Source organism: Haladaptatus litoreus (assembly GCF_900156425.1).
Taxonomy (GTDB): Archaea; Halobacteriota; Halobacteria; order Halobacteriales; family Haladaptataceae; genus Haladaptatus; species Haladaptatus litoreus.
In genome coordinates this window covers 932,517-948,445 of sequence record NZ_FTNO01000001.1, presented here as the reverse complement: position 1 = coordinate 948,445, position 15,929 = coordinate 932,517, and the positions used below count along the sequence as shown (strand labels likewise).

Sequence of the window (15,929 nt, the reverse complement as noted above, 5' to 3'; positions counted from 1 at the left end):
AAATCAGATTTTGCTCTCGGCGTCGTCGGCGAGCTCTTCCATTCGCTTGCCGATTCGACCGGCCTCGCTAAACTCGTCTTCGCTCATGACGCTCGCGAGCGAGTTTCCAAGCACGAAAACGGCGTGTTTGTGTTCGCTCTTGGATTTGTGAACGTGCGAGGGGTCGACGTCGAGCTGGTCGTATGCGTCGAACGCGCCGTTCGGGATGTCTTCTTGTTCCTTGAAGTACTCCATGATGGTGACCATCTGTTCGTGAAGCTCAAGGAGGTCATCTTTGTGCATAAACGCAGATTGGTAGCAATGCGGTTTAAGAGTTTCTGAGAACTATTCACACGTCGAGGTGAAAACGGTGTTAGAAGACGTACTCGTCTTCGTGCCCCATCATCCCCTCGTCTTCGAGACCCGGATCTCTGTCGTTGTCCATCGGCCCACTCGTCTTGTATGCCTTGAGACCGGTTGCAAGCAAATCCTCGATAGCTTCTTCACGGTTGACGAATTCACCCTGTTCGACCATCTGGGCGATTTGCATTTCGAGATGCTCCGGGACGGTGATCTCTACCTTTGGCATTGGAACAGTTGAGGGCTTCGGGAGGGGTGTTCTTAAGTCTGACGGGTAGATAGTACGACGCTTGTGAAACTGAAATTCCAATCCCATAAATTTGTTTTCGAGAAAATCATATAAAAGCTCTCAAATCCAGAAATAGCTCCCCGCTATGGTGTCGAAGAAAGGAAAAGTTTCCGTCTACGTCTCAACGACTACCGAACATCTGGTCGAGCGAGTCGATGATACTACTTGGTTTCAGAGATTCGAGACGCTGCTGCATTCGCTTCTGGTTGAAGTAGCTAGCGAACGCGAGGATGGTCGGCGGCCACAGACCGATAAAGAGTCCTCGTTCTCGATTTCCTCTGATGAAAAACTGGTGCCACGCGAGGAGGACGGAGACGCCTGATGCGAGTATCGCTACATCGCGTGTCGATTCCTCCGCCGCCTCCATCGTTGGGCGCTCGCGCATTCTCGTCTGTTGTTCTGACTCGGACATGCGTCAGTTGCTATGCGTCACATCGTTCTTTGTTATTCAGCGAGTACCGACGTGCCGAAATTCGATACGATGATTACGCGAGGATAAGGTCTGCTTTCCCGCGTCGTAATGGAGGTTATTCGGCCTGCTCCCGTGCCACTCTCCGCAGTCGTTACACTGACGGTTTCGCGCCTACTGTGTCCACTTATGAGCATCACGGACGTTACGCACCTCCACGAAGAGTTCGACGGCGAGCGACTGCCGCCGGGACAGCGCGAGACGAGTAAATTTCCCGTCCTCTCCAAAGGAAGCACGCCGGACTGGAACCCCGAGACGTGGGAGTTTTCGGTAACTGGTGCGGTCGAAGACGAACTGACGTTCTCGTGGGACGAGTTCCGCGACCTGCCGAGCGAAACGCAGAGACAGGACTTTCACTGCGTCACGGGGTGGAGCAAGTTTGACTGCGATTTCACGGGCGTCACGTTCACCACGCTCGCGGAACTGGCGGGCGTGAAAGACGACGCGGTGCACGTCATGTTCTCCGCGCTCGACGATTACACGACGAATCTTCCGCTTGCCGACTGCATGCGCGACGAGGTGCTCTTCGCGTGGGATTTCGACGGCGATACCCTGCCGCGCGAGCACGGTGGGCCGCTTCGGGTGCTCACACCGCACAAATACGCCTACAAAGGGGCAAAATGGGTGGACGGAGTCGAATTTCTCACCGAGCCGAAACGAGGATACTGGGAGAGGCGAGGTTATTCCAACACTGCAAATCCATGGAATGAGGAGCGATATAGTTAGGCTGAAGGGTTATGACTCCTGAGTTCTCTTTCAATGCCACCGCACCGTGACGGCCAACTGTCGGCGGGTCTCGTAACCCGAACCTGCCGAATATCCGACGTTTCGTTTCGCGCGTTTCTCGCCGGGCGGCCGGCACCGAGAATCTACTGGACGACACCCGACGGACTCGAAATCGCCGCGAGTGGCGCCGTCGCTCGCGTTACCGCAGACGGCTCCGACCGATTCGAGACTATCCGCGACCAAGCGAGCGACTGCTTCGCCTCGGTCGATACCGAAGGTGGGACGGAAGCGACCCGTCCTCGCCTCTTCGGCGGGTTTTCGTTTCACGCCGAACACGAACCGACCCCGCCGTGGGACGGCTTCCCCGGCGCGGAGTTCGTCCTCCCAGAAATCCAGTTGACCCGAACGGACACGGGGACGTGGCTTACGGTTTCCGCTCGTGACAGAACGCCGGACGAAGTCGAGGAAACGCTTTCCGAACTGCGGGCCGAACTGGACGAACTGCCGGGAATGCGCCCGCGCGAGGAGTCTCCTGGCGTAAAATCGACCCGCCACACCACCGCGCGCGAGGAGTGGGGAGAACAGGTTCGACAGGCGACCGAGCGAATCCGCGCTGGCGAACTACAGAAAGTCGTCCTCGCGACCGCGCTCGAAGTCGAACTAGAGAATCCCGTCGCGGTACCGGACACGCTCGAACGACTGCGAACGTCCTACCCAGAATGTTATCGATTCCTCTTCGAACCCACGACTGCGGGCGGATTTTTCGGCGCGCCACCCGAACGACTCGTTTCGCTCCGCGGTCAGACGGTCGAAACCGAGGCACTCGCCGGGTCGATTGCCAGAGGCGAAACACCCGAAGAAGACGACGAACTGGCGGAACAGTTGGCTGAAAGCGAGAAAGTGCGCGAGGAACACGAACTCGTCGCCGAAACCATCCGCGACGGACTCGAACCGCTCGCAGAGACTGTCGTCGTGGCAAATCGGCAAGTCAAGCGACTTTCGAACATTCAACACCTTCAGACGCCGATTTCGGCGACGCTCGACGGCGACGAACACGTTCTCTCCGTGGTCGAAGCACTCCATCCGACGCCCGCAGTCGGCGGTCTGCCGCCCGAGATGGCCAAGCGAACCATCCGCGAGACGGAAACCTTCGACCGCGGATGGTACGCATCGCCGGTCGGGTGGTTCGACGCCAACGGCGACGGCGAGTTCGCTGTCGGGATTCGCTCCGGGGTCGCCGCCGATTCGCGTGTGACCCTGTTTGGCGGCAACGGCATCGTCGCCGACAGCGACCCGGACGACGAATGGGACGAAGTGCAGTTGAAATTCCTCCCGATTTTGGACGAACTCGAATGAGCCATCCGAACAGAAACACGCTGTGGGCCGAGACGTTCGTGGATGAGTTGGCAAAGGCGGGCATCGACGCGGTGTGTCTCGCTCCCGGCAGTCGCTCGACGCCGCTGACCGTGGCGTTTGCGACTCACGACAGTATCGAAGTATTTTCGCACTTGGACGAGCGTTCTGCCGCCTTTTTCGCGCTCGGACGAGCAAAGCGCACGGGAAAACCGACGCCAATCGTCTGTACCTCCGGAACCGCGGCGGCGAACTTCCACCCCGCAATCATCGAGGCCGAGAGGGCGCGCGTGCCGATGCTCGTCTGCACCGCAGACCGGCCCCCGGAACTGCGGGACAGCGGCGCGAACCAGACGGTCGACCAAGAGAAACTGTACGGCGATGCGGTTCGCTGGTACGCCGACCTCGCGGAACCGGAAGCCGAACAAAGAAAACTCCGCTATCTCAGGACGACGACCGCCCGCGCACTCGGGTCGGCCACCGGAACGCCGCCGGGGCCGGTGCATCTCAACTTCCCGTTCCGGAAACCGCTCGAACCGACCGACGTTTCGGGCGACGTACCGGAGAATTTCGAGGACGAAGAGTCACTCGCGGCGTCTGGACGCGACGGCCCATTCGTCCGGGTGTCGCAGGGCGTTCCCGAACTGGATTCCGCACAGCTTGCGGACATCGCCGAAACCGTTTCGAACGCGGAGCGAGGTCTACTGGTCGCAGGCCCCGCCGACGCGCCGACGCCGACCCGGACTGCGCTTGCGAAATTGGCCGACGAAACTGGATTTCCGATTATCGCCGACCCGCTGTCGGGCCACCGATTCGGCCACGACCGGCCTGTCGTCGGCGGCTACGACTCGTACCTCGTTCCGGAAGTGACCGACGACTGGCCCAACCCCGATATCGTCCTCCGATTCGGAGCCTCGCCGACTTCGAAGGTTCTGCGGAACTATCTCGAACGAACCGACGCCCGGCAGTTCCTCGTGGATTCCGCAGGCGGGTGGCGCGAAGCGACGTTTACCGCGACCGACCTCGTCGTGGCAGACCCGACGCGATTCGCCCGTCGGTTGGCGGGCGAACTCGCTGGCGAAGGCGCATCTGGAGAGGAGTGGACATCCCGATTCGAGCGCGCGGAAGCACATCATTGGGAACTGGTTTCGGAATCGGACGCTCACTTCGAAGGTGGTGTCCTCGCTTCTGTCGCCGAACTCGCCCCCGACCCGGCGACTCTGTTCGTCTCGAACAGCATGCCGGTTCGGGACGTAGACCGATTTGGGAAACCACGTTCCGCCGACGTGACCGTCCTCGGCAACCGCGGCGCGAGCGGTATCGACGGCATCGTCAGTAGTGCGCTCGGGGCTGGCAGTGCCACCGACGACTCGCTGGTTCTCGTGACCGGCGACATCGCGTACTACCACGATATGAATGGATTGCTCGCGCTCGCGCGCTGCGGCGTCGATGCGACCATCGTGGAAATCAACAACGACGGCGGAGGAATTTTCCACATGCTCCCTATCGAATCGTTCGACCCGCCGTTTACCGGGCAGTTCAAAACGCCGCACGGACTCGATTTCGAGGCGACGGGTGACCTCTACGACCTCGATTTCGACCGCGTGGAGACGCTTTCGGCGTTCCGTGAGCGATTTCAGGCGTCAATCGACCGGCCGGGAACACAGGTCATCGAAATCGTGACCGATGCGGAAACCAGTCACCGGACGCGCGAGTCGTTACAAAAATCCGTCGTTCACGAACTATCTGGTTAATTTTCACCGGAGATAATCGAGACAAGATTAAAGATATTGTCCCGCGAAAAACCAGACGGATGGTCTGTATGACTGGAACAGCTACCGAATCCAAAGAGTTAGTTACGTTTTTGCGGGACAAAGTCGGTGAACACCTTCGAAGCGTACTGTACTACGACGACGACACGCGAGATTTACTGTATATCGGCGATGACGTTGCCGACGCATACGACGAACGAGGGCGCGCGGATGTTCTCCGCGATATGCGTCTCGAAGCTATCGAGAAGGCCCATCAGGAAGACCTCTACATCCATGGCTCGCTCGACTGCACGATTCGGTGTTTCGACGACGCCGTCGAGATGCACTTTATTCACGGCGAAGCCTGTGGAACCGCAGTCGCGCTCGACAGCGAAGTGTTCGCCGTTCACAACACGTTCGTCGGGCGCTGTCTCGACGTGATGGGTCAGTAATCACAGAAATTTAGACGGCACGTCATCGCTCTCGGTCGTTCGCTTCGACCTGCTCTCGCAGCTCTGACACTTCTCGTTTGAGTTCCTCCATATCTTCTTTCGAGCGTTTGTGCGCCACGAACAGCCCGCCAAAGATGGTGAGCGGCAGGCCGAACATCATCAGGGCCATGATGAAGATGACGAACAGTTCCATACCGCCGGGAACCGGGCCGAACAGAGGAACCGGTTCCAATAGGGGAACCGACCCAGGCAGGGAAATCATACAGGTGGATTGACAACCCTCCGGCAAAAGTTTCGTGGTCGAATTTGTCCATCAAGTGCCGAGCGCGAGCGGTCCCATCAACACGCCCATCAGATGTACCCGGCGACAGCCAACTCGTGGGGGAAGCAGACCGAGGAGAATACTCACGAGGAAGATGCCAATGCCGACGATTCCCGCGAACAGGAACGACGCGACGACTAACAGGGAAAGCACGCCGAACGAAAGGGTGCGATAATCCGCTCTCCCGACCGTTTCGAGATACGTATCGCCCAGCACGAGAACGAGGACGAATCCGACGATTCCGGCGACTGCGACACTGGCCAACAGCGTCGGCAGATGAAGTGGCGTGTTCGTCTCCCGAAGCGCGACCATCACGCCGGTTCGAGGTGTGCCGAGGGCCACGAGTGCAAATAAAGCAAAGACGGTGTTCGCCGTGTTGACTCCGCTCGTCGCTACGATGAATCCTCTTCCGCCGGTTCGCCCCGGAACGAGCGCGAGCGCGATGACTGCCGCAATCGCGCTCGAAACGCCGGGCAGGTAGCCGACGATTGCGCCAGCGACCGCACCGGCAAGCGCGGTGTGAATCACGTCCCGTCGCGGAGTCGTGACGGTCGCCGACGACTGCTCCGGTACGCCCGCTCCATCCATCGTATCGACCAAGACAGGGGCGCCGAACAATCCAGCAAAGAGCGGGGTCAGCACGCCGCCCGCCTCCAGCGGTGCGGCGGGCGACAGGTCGAGCGTGAAGACGCCGAGTAGCACGCTCGCACAGAAAGAGACGAGGCCGCCGACTCGTCCGCGCGTCGTGGCTTCGGTGACGATGAGAAATCCCGCAACTCCCGCGAGGACGAACGGAAGGTTGTCCCTCACGAACGGCTACGCAGTCGTCATCACCTCCGTCACGGGAATTGCGAGCGGGACGGCGAACGCAACCGCCAAACCGCTGCCCAACGCCGAGAGGCGAATCGCCTCTCGGCCTTGCCCCTCGATGACGAGCCGATGGCCAGGGAGCGCCGATACCGCCATCACCGGGTCGGGAACACCCAGCGCGAGCGTCGGCACGACATCGAGAAACGAATGGACGACTCCCGCGGCCAGCATCGACGCGCCGACGAGTTCCGGCGGCCCGGGAACCGCCGGGGCGACCGACGCGAGCAGCAAGGCGAGGTTATTAACGTGAATTCCCGGTGTGAGTCCGCTGATGGTTCCGAGCGCGACACCACCCAAAATGAACGTGAGTGCTGTCACCGTCATACTGGGGGCAACCACCAACCGCGTTCCGAACACCTCCATCGGAACGGAGTGGTTCCGTATTTGTATTTAAACGTTCGTGGCGCTCTGATGAGCGGTCGGTTACACGGTTAGAAACTCACAGCCGTCGCTGTCCGATTTGCGCACGAAAGAAAAACTGGTTTGACTGCCGTGATATCGGCGTTTAACCGAAGAGGTCGCCGAGACCTTCGCCGCTGGCCTCTTCTTCTTCGTCGTCGTCTTCTTCTTCTTCAGCGGCCTCTTCCTCTTCGGCTTCGTCGTCGCCACCCTCGTCGCCACCTGCGGCGCCGCCTGCGGCGGCTCCACCGGCGGGGACAGCGGCGGCCTGTTCGACGGCCTCGTCAATGTCGACGTCTTCGAGTGCGGCGACGAGCGCCTTGACACGCGATTCTTCGACATCGACGCCTGCGGCGTCGAGGACGTTGGTGAGGTTTTCTTCGTTGAGTTCTTCGCCCGATTCGTTCAGGATGAGTGCAGCGTAAACGTATTCCATTGGTAGTTATCCGAACATTGCGCCGAGGCCTTCTCCGCCTGCGTCTTCATCTTCGTCGTCGTCATCGTCATCTTCAGGCTCGGCGTCAGTTGTTTCTTCGTCAGTCGATTCTTCTTCGTCAGCACCGCCCGCGGCAGGCGCTTCGATTCCGCGAAGCTCCTCGGGGAGTGCCTCTTCGTCGTCGATTTGTGCAGCCAGTGTGCGAACTTGTGCGTCCGCCTTGCTCACGAGGTCCGGAGCGAGGTCCGGGCTCTCGATGGCGGCTTGAAGACCGAGGCTCTTGGCCTCGCCAGTCGCCTTCGAGACGAGCAGGGGAGCGGTCTGTTCGGTCGGGTAGACCGCGTTGACGGAGAGGTTGCGACCGAAGGCGGCCGCTCGCTCGACGTCTGCGCGGTACTCGTCCACGTCGATGGCGAGTTCGTCCGACTCGAACATCACACCGTCCGAATAGACGGCGCGCAGGTCAAGTCCGACCTCTTTCGGCTCCATGCCGAGTTCGGCGAGCACGTTCGCCAGTTCCGGCGACACCTCGTCGCCTTCCTCCGCGACGAGGCTGTCCTCGGTCACGTGGATGGAGCCGTCCATAATCCGTGCAGCGGCACCGGCCTGCTGGAGTTCACCAACGAACGGGCCGGGGTCGACGCCCGTGTCACCTTCCGGAATGGTGATTTCGTTCGGCGCGATTTCGCCCGCCGAAATCGGTGCCGGACTTTTGGACGCTTCGAGTTCCTTGTACAGACCGAACGGGTTGTCGTTCGTGCCGATGAGGCCGACCTGTCCGGAGATGTACTCCTCTAAGTCTTCGAAGCCGTCACCGACCGATTCCAGTGCGCGCTCCACCAGCGTATTTCGGCTGACGCGGAGTTCCGCGCTACCGTGGAGACTGCGGCGCATGTTCTGGAGCTGTTTGCTCGGGATGCCGGTGATGTTGACGACGCCGACACTGCTGTAGTTGTCGACGAAATCCGTCAGCTCAGCGACTTCCGTTTCTTTCCACTTCGGAATCGTCTCGGTCTTACGTTCTGCGGACATCTTAGGCCACCTCCACGGACGGTCCCATCGTCGTTTTCACGAAGATGGTGTCGACGTTGAGCGGGCCTTTCTCCAAGTTGGAGTGAAGACGCCGGACGATAACGTCGATGTTGTCCGAGATATCCTCCGCGGACATGTCTTCAGCGCCGACGCGCGTGTGGAACGTGCGTCGGTCACCGCTTCGAAGCTGGACGGTGTTTTTCATCCGGTTGACGGTTTCGACGACGTCGTCGTCGGGCTGAAGCGGCGTCGGCATCTTACCGCGTGGGCCGAGGACCGTACCGAGGTATCGACCGATGTCTTGCATCATCGACGCTTCGGCGATGAAGAAGTCGGTCTTACCGGCGAGGTCTTTTGCGGCGTCGTCGTCGCCACCCAGTTCTTCCAACTCGTCGCCCGAGAGAACGTCGTCCGCGACGTCTTCGGCGCGGAGGGCGGTTTCGCCCTCCGCGAACACGATGATTTGGGTTTCTTGTCCAGTTCCGGACGGGAGTACGATACTCTCGTCGACACGATTCGACGGATCGTTTAAATCGAGGTCGCGCAGGTTAATCGCGAGGTCGACCGTTTCGCGGAAATTCCGCTCAGGTGCGTCCTCGAGTGCGCGAGAGACTGCTTGCTCTATCTCATTATCTGCCATCGTTCACCTCCGTAGTACGCAGGAATGCTCCTACGGGTCAGTGAAACAGGCGATGCCTGTCTCACCGGAAATTGACGCATGTCGAACTTAAACCCGTCGAACCAGTATGCATCGTGGTAGTCGCCGACACCGGTTTGAGGCGTGCTATCGAACCAGTACACTCCACATGGTGTCCCTTTCGGGTCTGTTAGCGCTCCTCCTCGCGCTGGTGCATCTCGCGACGGGAAACGTCCGGTCGTTTCGCGCAACTCCACGGAGTCGGTGGCTCTCGATAGCAGGCGGCGCGTCGGTTGCTTACGTCTTCGTCCACTTGCTTCCGGAACTCGAAGGCGGGACGGTGCTCGCATCCGTCCCGTTGTTCGTCGGCTTTCTCGAACGACACGTCTACATCGTCGCGCTGATTGGGTTTTCTCTGTTCTACGGATTGGAAGTCCTCGCACGCGAGTCCGGACGAGAAGTCGATGGGCAACGAACCGACGACGAAATATTCTGGCTCCATATCGGCACGTTCACCGCGTACAACGCACTCATCGGCTATCTGCTCGTCCATCGCGAGCAACCGGGACAAGTGAATCTCATGCTGTATGCCGTCGCGATGGGCCTGCACTTCGTCGTCAACGATTACGGACTCCGGGAATTCCACGAAGATAGCTACGACCGATTCGGACGCTGGTTACTCGCCGGGGCGGTCATCGTCGGCTGGGCAATCGGAAACGCGACGGTAGTCGACGAAGCCGTGGTGAACACCCTGTTCGCGTTTTTGGGTGGTGGTGTCATCCTCAACGTCATCAAAGAAGAACTGCCTGAGGAGCGTGAAAGCCGTTTCTGGGCGTTCGCGGTCGGAGCGGGAAGCTATACGCTTCTCTTGCTGTTCGTCTGATTCGAAAACGGAAAACCCGGATTAGGCTTCGAGTGCGTCGTCGTACTCGCCAGCGTCGACCTTCGCTTTGAACTCTCGCGCGTCGTCGCCTTCGACGGTGACGCCGAGCGACGCACAGGTACCGACGACTTCCTTCGCCGCGTTCTTCGTGTCGTAGGCGAGGAGGTCGGGGTGTTTCTGTTCCGCGATTTTCTTCACTTGGTCGATGGAGAGGTCGGCGACGAAGTTCTTCTGGGGTTCGCCACTGCCCGTCTCGAATCCGGCCTCGTCCTTGATGAGCGCCGCCGTCGGCGGGACACCGATTTCGAGTTCGAAACTGCCGTCCTCCTCGATGGAGATGGTGACGGGCACTTCCGTTCCGTCGAATGCGGCAGTCTGCTCGTTGATTTCGTTGACGACTTCTTGCACGTTGACCGCGGTCGGGCCGAGTTCCGGGCCGAGCGGTGGGCCGGGGTTGGCCTGCCCTCCGGGTACGAGGACTTCGATTGTATCAGCCATACCCGAACGAAATCTCGCTGGAGTTTTAAGGATTACCTTTTCGGGCGTTCGGAAACGGTTCGTAGAAATCTTTCATCGTCGAACGGAGGATTCGCTTCCGACGAGGAGTGAGAAGAAACGATGCGAGTTAGGGCAGGCTCACGCCGTGCCGTCCGAGGAACTTGCTCGCCTGCTTGATTTCGACCGGACTGCCGACGATACGGCAGTACTCCTCTTTGAGCGGGACGATGCTGACCATGAACTGCCGTTCCAACTCGCGTCGAATCTCACCGAGTGCGTCACAGGGGAGGACGATTTGGGTGCTGTCGCGGAGGCGGGCGGGATCCGGCATTACGTATAATGGTTACGATGGCCGAAACCTATTAACGTACCGGAATCACCGGCAATTCCGTTGACGCGAAGGAACAAGTTTTTCGGCAATCACGGCTGACGTGTTTCTAATGGGACTGGAGGAGGAAATCGAAGCACTCCGCGAGGAGATAACCAACACGCCGTACAACAAGTCCACCGAGTCGCACATCGGACGGCTGAAGGCAAAGCTCGCGGAGAAAAAGGAAAAGTTGGAAAACCAGTCCTCCGCTGGCGGTGGCGAAGGCTACGCAGTCGAGAAAACGGGCGACGCGACGGTTGCCTTCGTCGGATTCCCGAGCGTCGGTAAATCGACTTTGTTGAACTCGCTCACCGCCGCAGAGAGCGAAGTCGGTGCATACGAGTTCACGACGCTGAACGTGAATCCGGGCATGTTGCAGTACAACGGGGCGAACATCCAACTGCTCGACGTGCCGGGACTCATCGAAGGCGCGGCCCACGGTCGCGGTGGCGGACAGGAAGTCCTCTCCGTCGTCCGCGCAGCAGATCTCGTGGTGTTCGTCCTCTCCGTCTTCGAAATCGACCAGTACGAACGGCTCAGCAAGGAGTTGTACGAGAACAAGATTCGGCTGGATTCTACCCCACCGAGTATTTCGATTGCGAAGAAAGGGCGCGGCGGCATCAGAGTCACGTCCAGCGTTGACCAAGACCTCTCCGAGAACGTCATCAAAGAGATTCTCCGCGAGCGAGGGTACGTGAACGCGAACGTGACGCTCCGAGAAAAGATGGACATCGACCGCCTGCTCGACGGCATCATGGACAACCGCGAGTACATTCCGTCGATGGTGACGGTGAACAAGGTCGACCTCATCGAACCCGACTACGCCGAGAAAGTCAACGACGACCTGCGCGACCACGACATTGACCCCGACGAAGCGGTGTTCATCAGCGCGGAAAAGGAGAAAGGACTGGACGCGCTGCGCGAAAAAATCTGGAAGGAACTCGGCTTGATGCGAATCTACATGGATAAACCGGGTCGCGGCGTGGATTACGACGAACCGCTCGTTCTTCCTCAGGGAAGTACCATCGAAGACTCGTTCGACAGACTCGGCGGCGACATGCGCGAACGGTTCCGATTTGCGCGCGTCAGCGGCCCGAGTGCGAAGCACGACGAACAGCAGGTCGGAAAAGAGCACGAACTCGCCGACGAGGACGTGCTCCGGATGATTCTCCGGAAGTGAGGCTTCTGTCGCGTTCTTTCTCCGGTTACATCACACATCGACGCCTCGTGATTCTTGCGTTGTTCGCGCTCCCGTGGGTGATTCTCGGCGCCGAGCGGGACGACGCTGATTTTTCCGTGGGGATTAGTGAACCCGGCGTCACTACACGTCACGACGCTTCCGGAGTATCTGTTCGTCCTGACCGCCGGATTACCGCCGCAACTTCTCGCGTGGCCGCTGAGCGTGCTCTTCTATCTGCTCGCGCTGGTGAGTGCGTTTTCGGGCCGGTTCGAAGATCGGCGAGTGACCGGCGGACTCCTCGTGCTGGCGGGCGTGACCCAGCTGAACTTCGTCTTCCGATTCGTCGCGTATGGCGGATTGGTCGTTCCACTCGGCCCAATTGCACTGTTCGCCGTCGTGTGGTGGTTCCACTGGCCCGACCTGCGCGGTGCGCTGAGTAGGTAGCAGATAGTTCGGTAATCGATAGCGAATGATTAGTCCAATGCGCGCTCTCGCGCACGCACGCGTGAAAAACAAAAAATACGAATTGGACAAGGTGGCCATAACATTCATCATGAGAATCGAGCGGAACTTCCGCGAGCGGTACGCTTTTCGCCCCCGAGAGGGTGGTTTCTCACGTATGAACGGGACAATCGACCACGTCATGATGCGGGTAGCGGATTTGGACGAAACGCTCGACTGGTACGGCGAACACCTCGATTACGAGGAGAAGGGTCGATGGGAGGCCGACACGTTCACCAACGTCTACCTCGGCCCGGAGGACGTTCACGACGACGGTGCCCTCCTAGAAATCACCTACAACCACGACGGCCGAAGCTACGAGCTGGGTGACGCGTGGGGCCACATCGCAGTCCGCGTCGAAGACGTGTACGACGCCTACGAGGAATTGATGGACGCTGGGGTCGAGGATTATCGCGACCCCGATTCATGTGGCGGACGCTACGCGTTCGTGAAAGACCCCGACGGACACGAAATCGAAATCGTCCAGCGCGACCACGGCGCGCGCTGGAGCATCGACCACACCATGATTCGCGTAGAGGACGCTGACGAAGCGCTCGGCTTCTGGACGCGCAAGTTCGAGTACGAACACACCGGTCGCTGGGAGTCGGATTCCTTCGCCAACTACTTCATGAAACCCGAGGACGCCGCCGAGGAGACGATGGCGGTCGAACTCACCTACAACTACGACGGGCGAAGCTACGAGCTGGGCGACGCGTGGGGGCACCTCGCCGTGCGCGCGGACGACCTCCACGACGGATGGGAGACGCTGATGGAGCGCGGGGCAGAGGAGTACCGCGACCCCGAGTCCTGTGACGACCGCTACGCCTTCACCAAAGACCAAGACGGCCACGAAATCGAAGTTATCGAGCGCAACTGAGCGAAAACAACGATTTCTCGGAGTCGATTTAAACCGGCAATTTTTACCGCAGAATTCACGAAAAAGACCTATCTATCAGCTCTGTTTCAATGACTTTCTACATTCATAATCGGTTTCGAGTCATGTCTTCATTTGGTTTGGTTCCTCACTACTACTTAAAGACTGGAACTGTGAATCTGTTCGTTAATATCCCCCTATTCCGAGTGAAACTGTCAATCTAACTCGGTTCAGTTCAATTTCATTAACCTTCCCTCGAATCCCCATCTAAACCTATACTCCGTAAATTCCGGCGGAAGAGCGGACAACGACGCATTCCAGACCACAAAGCATATATAACAACGGGCTTACGTTCTTCCTGTACCCCCTACCCATGGTGGCAGATGGAGTACCGCGTTCATCCCGGTGCAGTTCCGGGTTGGACAAAACACGAAAGTGGTCGTGGGAAAAGAACTGTCGCCGACTAAGAAACAACTAACGAGAAATCATGACAGGAAATATGACAAAAGTTCGCAGCCTGTTCCTCACCGCGCTTATGGTTATGTCGGTCTTCGCCGGCGCAACCGCGTTCGCGGGAACGGCTGTGGCAGACGAACACGACAGAACCATCGAAAATGGTAACGTCGTGTATCAGGGCCAAGTTGGACAGGTTAGTGCAGACACAAACGATGAAGTTACCCTCAACAAGGGTAAAGATGGTGAAGATGGATTCGAAGACAGCTACAGTACCGGTTCATCCGGTCTGATTAACATCAGCACCGCTGGTCTGGAACCCGGCTTCTACAACCTCAGTGGCGCCGGTACGGACTTCCACTTCCAGGTTGTTGAGCAATCGTTCGACGTGAGCGCCGACTCAACGACCATCATGGACGACAGCGATGACCAAACGGTCACCTTCTCTATCGATGACTCGAACCGTGAAGACTTCAACGTCAGCGTCTACTCGGAAGATATCACCGATGATGAAAATGAAGTTATCGACTCGGATTCGGGAATGCACGAGGAAAGCGACGGTAAACACGAACTTACCGCAGACTTCAGCGAATACGACCTCTCGCCTGGCACGTACAACGTGACCGTCAGTGTTGACGACACGTCGGCGTCCCAGACGTTCGAGATCACCGTCGAAGAGGGCGGCTCTGCTTCCTCCAGCTTCGACAGCAGTGTTTACAATGTCCCACGCGGTGACATCGTCCCTGTTACGGTGAACCTCGAGAACACTGACTCGGCAACGGCCATCGTCGGTAGCGACGAAGCAAACTTCAACATGTCCGTTGACGTTACCGACAACGACGACGACGGCGAAGTCACCTTCTGGCTGAACACGTACGAGACGACAGACAGCAATGCAGACAATGTCATCTACGCAGGCGACGAGAGCGACGATGACGTCTCGGCAACGTGGAATACGAACAATCTCAGCGAACCGCTCGCAGTCACGTCTGGTGACATAGTCTACGAGCTGGAAACGTACACGAACAGTGAAAACCCGGACGACGTCAGTTCACTTTCCGTCGAACCGCGCAACACCGGTAGCGCACAGACGTGGGTTTCGCCTGACGAAGGTGCAGAATCCCCGTCCGAGCTGACGGAGCTTATCACCCAGCGAAGCAACGTCGCATACGGTGACAAAGTCGTTGTTCAGGTCAAGGATACTTCGGGTATCTACGGCGCTCTCACGGGTGCAAACGACCTGTCCAGCGTTGACGGTCTTTCGATGACCGTCGAAGAGGACGAACCAGAACCGAACACGGCAGCAGACTCGTTCGACACCACCGATGACGGTGTCAAAATCATGGACGATGGTGCAAACCAGTCGCTCTACCTCATCATCGAAACCGACAACCTTGAGATCGGCGAGGAAGACCTCATGGGTGACTGGACGGCTACCTTCACCGTTGACGAAGAGTACGCAGTCTCGCCCGATGAGAAGCAGTCCGTCTCGACCACGTTCACCGTCGAAGAACCAACTCTCGACCTGAACGAAGGCAACGACGTCTCGGTTGCGAACTCGGACAACCAGACCATCGCGGGTACGACCAACCTCGCACCCGGTACGTCGGTGAACGTCCAGGCTCGTTCCTCGGGAATCTTCTTCAAGAACCAGGACATTACGGTCTCGGAGGACGGTTCCTTCTCGAGCATGTTCGACTTCAGTGAATACGACAACGGAACTGAATTCAGCGCCACCGCATCCGCTGCTGGCGCAGAGTCGGTCTCCGTTGACGGTGTCCTGAACCAGAACGCTGGCGGCGAAGAGGAACCAACGACGACCACCACCACGACGACTACGACGACTACGACGACTGAAGAGCCAACGGAAACGACCGAAGAGCCAACGGAAACGACCGAAGAGCCAACGGAAACGACCGAAACGACGGAAACGACCGAAGACACGGAAACCACGTCCAACGACGATGGTCAGCCTGGCTTCGGTGTCGCAATCTCGGTTGTCGCACTCCTCGCCGCAGCGCTCCTCGCGCTCCGCCGAGAGAACTAAATCGGACACGCAGTCCGACTTCGAATAACTAATTCCTTCTTTCGCGCG

Annotated in this window: 18 protein-coding genes and 1 pseudogene; 9 read left to right on the top strand and 10 right to left on the bottom strand. The window is 58.7% G+C overall.

The genetic code is table 11. The annotated features are described in order from the left end of the window. Positions 1–3 precede the first annotated feature (3 nt). The 3 genes from BW974_RS04875 to BW974_RS04865 all read right to left on the bottom strand — a co-directional run bounded on the left by BW974_RS04875 (position 4) and on the right by BW974_RS04865 (position 1,040). The gene (locus BW974_RS04875) at positions 4–282 is read right to left on the bottom strand and encodes a UPF0058 family protein (protein WP_076428513.1); all 279 of its coding nucleotides are present in this window, start codon (positions 280–282) and stop codon (positions 4–6) included. A 70-nt stretch (positions 283–352) separates the two neighbouring features. Beyond that, positions 353–568, bottom strand: coding sequence for a ribbon-helix-helix domain-containing protein (locus BW974_RS04870; protein ID WP_049970983.1), 216 nt, complete (start codon positions 566–568; stop codon positions 353–355). A gap of 181 nt (positions 569–749) precedes the next feature. Next, positions 750–1,040: a hypothetical protein gene (locus BW974_RS04865; protein WP_076428511.1), complete on the bottom strand. Its 291-nt coding sequence runs from the start codon at positions 1,038–1,040 to the stop codon at positions 750–752. A 186-nt stretch (positions 1,041–1,226) separates the two neighbouring features. Here BW974_RS04865 and BW974_RS04860 point away from each other — a divergent pair, with 186 nt between their 5' ends. From BW974_RS04860 to BW974_RS04845, 4 genes are all read left to right on the top strand, one after another. Then, positions 1,227–1,823 (top strand): sulfite oxidase-like oxidoreductase, encoded by a 597-nt coding sequence (locus tag BW974_RS04860; RefSeq protein WP_076430239.1) that lies wholly within the window; start codon positions 1,227–1,229, stop codon positions 1,821–1,823. Between the two features lie 33 nt (positions 1,824–1,856). Then, positions 1,857–3,179, top strand: a complete 1,323-nt coding sequence (locus BW974_RS04855) for an isochorismate synthase (protein ID WP_076428509.1) — start codon at positions 1,857–1,859, stop codon at positions 3,177–3,179. Beyond that, positions 3,176–4,930 carry a 2-succinyl-5-enolpyruvyl-6-hydroxy-3-cyclohexene-1-carboxylic-acid synthase gene (gene menD, locus BW974_RS04850; RefSeq protein WP_076428507.1) on the top strand — a complete coding sequence of 585 codons (1,755 nt, stop codon included), beginning with the start codon at positions 3,176–3,178 and terminating at the stop codon, positions 4,928–4,930. Before BW974_RS04855 ends, menD begins: the two co-directional genes overlap by 4 nt. A 68-nt stretch (positions 4,931–4,998) precedes the next feature. Further along, the gene (locus BW974_RS04845) at positions 4,999–5,379 is read left to right on the top strand and encodes a DUF7522 family protein (RefSeq protein ID WP_139328817.1); all 381 of its coding nucleotides are present in this window, start codon (positions 4,999–5,001) and stop codon (positions 5,377–5,379) included. A gap of 22 nt (positions 5,380–5,401) precedes the next feature. Here BW974_RS04845 and BW974_RS04840 read toward each other — a convergent pair whose 3' ends face one another. The 5 genes and pseudogenes from BW974_RS04840 to BW974_RS04820 all read right to left on the bottom strand — a co-directional run bounded on the left by BW974_RS04840 (position 5,402) and on the right by BW974_RS04820 (position 9,078). Continuing rightward, positions 5,402–5,641, bottom strand: a complete 240-nt coding sequence (locus tag BW974_RS04840) for a hypothetical protein (protein ID WP_076428503.1) — start codon at positions 5,639–5,641, stop codon at positions 5,402–5,404. Between the two features lie 51 nt (positions 5,642–5,692). Next, positions 5,693–6,934 (bottom strand): annotated as a pseudogene (locus BW974_RS04835) (tripartite tricarboxylate transporter permease). Between the two features lie 142 nt (positions 6,935–7,076). Then, complete coding sequence (gene rpl12p, locus BW974_RS04830; RefSeq protein ID WP_076428501.1) at positions 7,077–7,406, bottom strand: 50S ribosomal protein P1; 330 nt, start codon at positions 7,404–7,406, stop codon at positions 7,077–7,079. Between the two features lie 6 nt (positions 7,407–7,412). Then, positions 7,413–8,438, bottom strand: a complete 1,026-nt coding sequence (locus BW974_RS04825; protein ID WP_076428499.1) for a 50S ribosomal protein L10 — start codon at positions 8,436–8,438, stop codon at positions 7,413–7,415. A 1-nt stretch (position 8,439) separates the two neighbouring features. After that, positions 8,440–9,078, bottom strand: coding sequence for a 50S ribosomal protein L1 (locus tag BW974_RS04820; RefSeq protein ID WP_049970994.1), 639 nt, complete (start codon positions 9,076–9,078; stop codon positions 8,440–8,442). Between the two features lie 166 nt (positions 9,079–9,244). On the opposite strand from BW974_RS04820, the gene BW974_RS04815 reads away from it, so the two are divergent. Next, the gene (locus tag BW974_RS04815) at positions 9,245–9,958 is read left to right on the top strand and encodes a hypothetical protein (RefSeq protein WP_076428496.1); all 714 of its coding nucleotides are present in this window, start codon (positions 9,245–9,247) and stop codon (positions 9,956–9,958) included. A gap of 21 nt (positions 9,959–9,979) precedes the next feature. On the opposite strand, the gene BW974_RS04810 is transcribed toward BW974_RS04815, so the two are convergent. Together BW974_RS04810 and BW974_RS04805 are read right to left on the bottom strand one after the other, a co-directional pair. Beyond that, positions 9,980–10,456, bottom strand: a complete 477-nt coding sequence (locus tag BW974_RS04810) for a 50S ribosomal protein L11 (protein WP_076428494.1) — start codon at positions 10,454–10,456, stop codon at positions 9,980–9,982. A 127-nt stretch (positions 10,457–10,583) separates the two neighbouring features. Then, a complete protein-coding gene (locus BW974_RS04805; protein WP_076428492.1) occupies positions 10,584–10,787 on the bottom strand; it encodes a VNG_1110C family protein in 204 nt (67 codons plus the stop codon). A 109-nt stretch (positions 10,788–10,896) separates the two neighbouring features. Between BW974_RS04805 and BW974_RS04800 the strand changes: the two genes are divergently transcribed. The 4 genes from BW974_RS04800 (at position 10,897) to BW974_RS04785 (ending at position 15,881) form a co-directional block, all read left to right on the top strand. Next, the gene (locus BW974_RS04800) at positions 10,897–12,006 is read left to right on the top strand and encodes an OBG GTPase family GTP-binding protein (protein ID WP_076428490.1); all 1,110 of its coding nucleotides are present in this window, start codon (positions 10,897–10,899) and stop codon (positions 12,004–12,006) included. Between the two features lie 126 nt (positions 12,007–12,132). Then, the gene (locus BW974_RS04795; protein ID WP_245799898.1) at positions 12,133–12,450 is read left to right on the top strand and encodes a TIGR04206 family protein; all 318 of its coding nucleotides are present in this window, start codon (positions 12,133–12,135) and stop codon (positions 12,448–12,450) included. 175 nt (positions 12,451–12,625) lie between these two features. Beyond that, a complete protein-coding gene (locus BW974_RS04790; protein ID WP_076430238.1) occupies positions 12,626–13,384 on the top strand; it encodes a VOC family protein in 759 nt (252 codons plus the stop codon). A 496-nt stretch (positions 13,385–13,880) separates the two neighbouring features. Next, positions 13,881–15,881 carry a BGTF surface domain-containing protein gene (locus BW974_RS04785; protein ID WP_076428488.1) on the top strand — a complete coding sequence of 667 codons (2,001 nt, stop codon included), beginning with the start codon at positions 13,881–13,883 and terminating at the stop codon, positions 15,879–15,881. Positions 15,882–15,929: the final 48 nt, after the last annotated feature.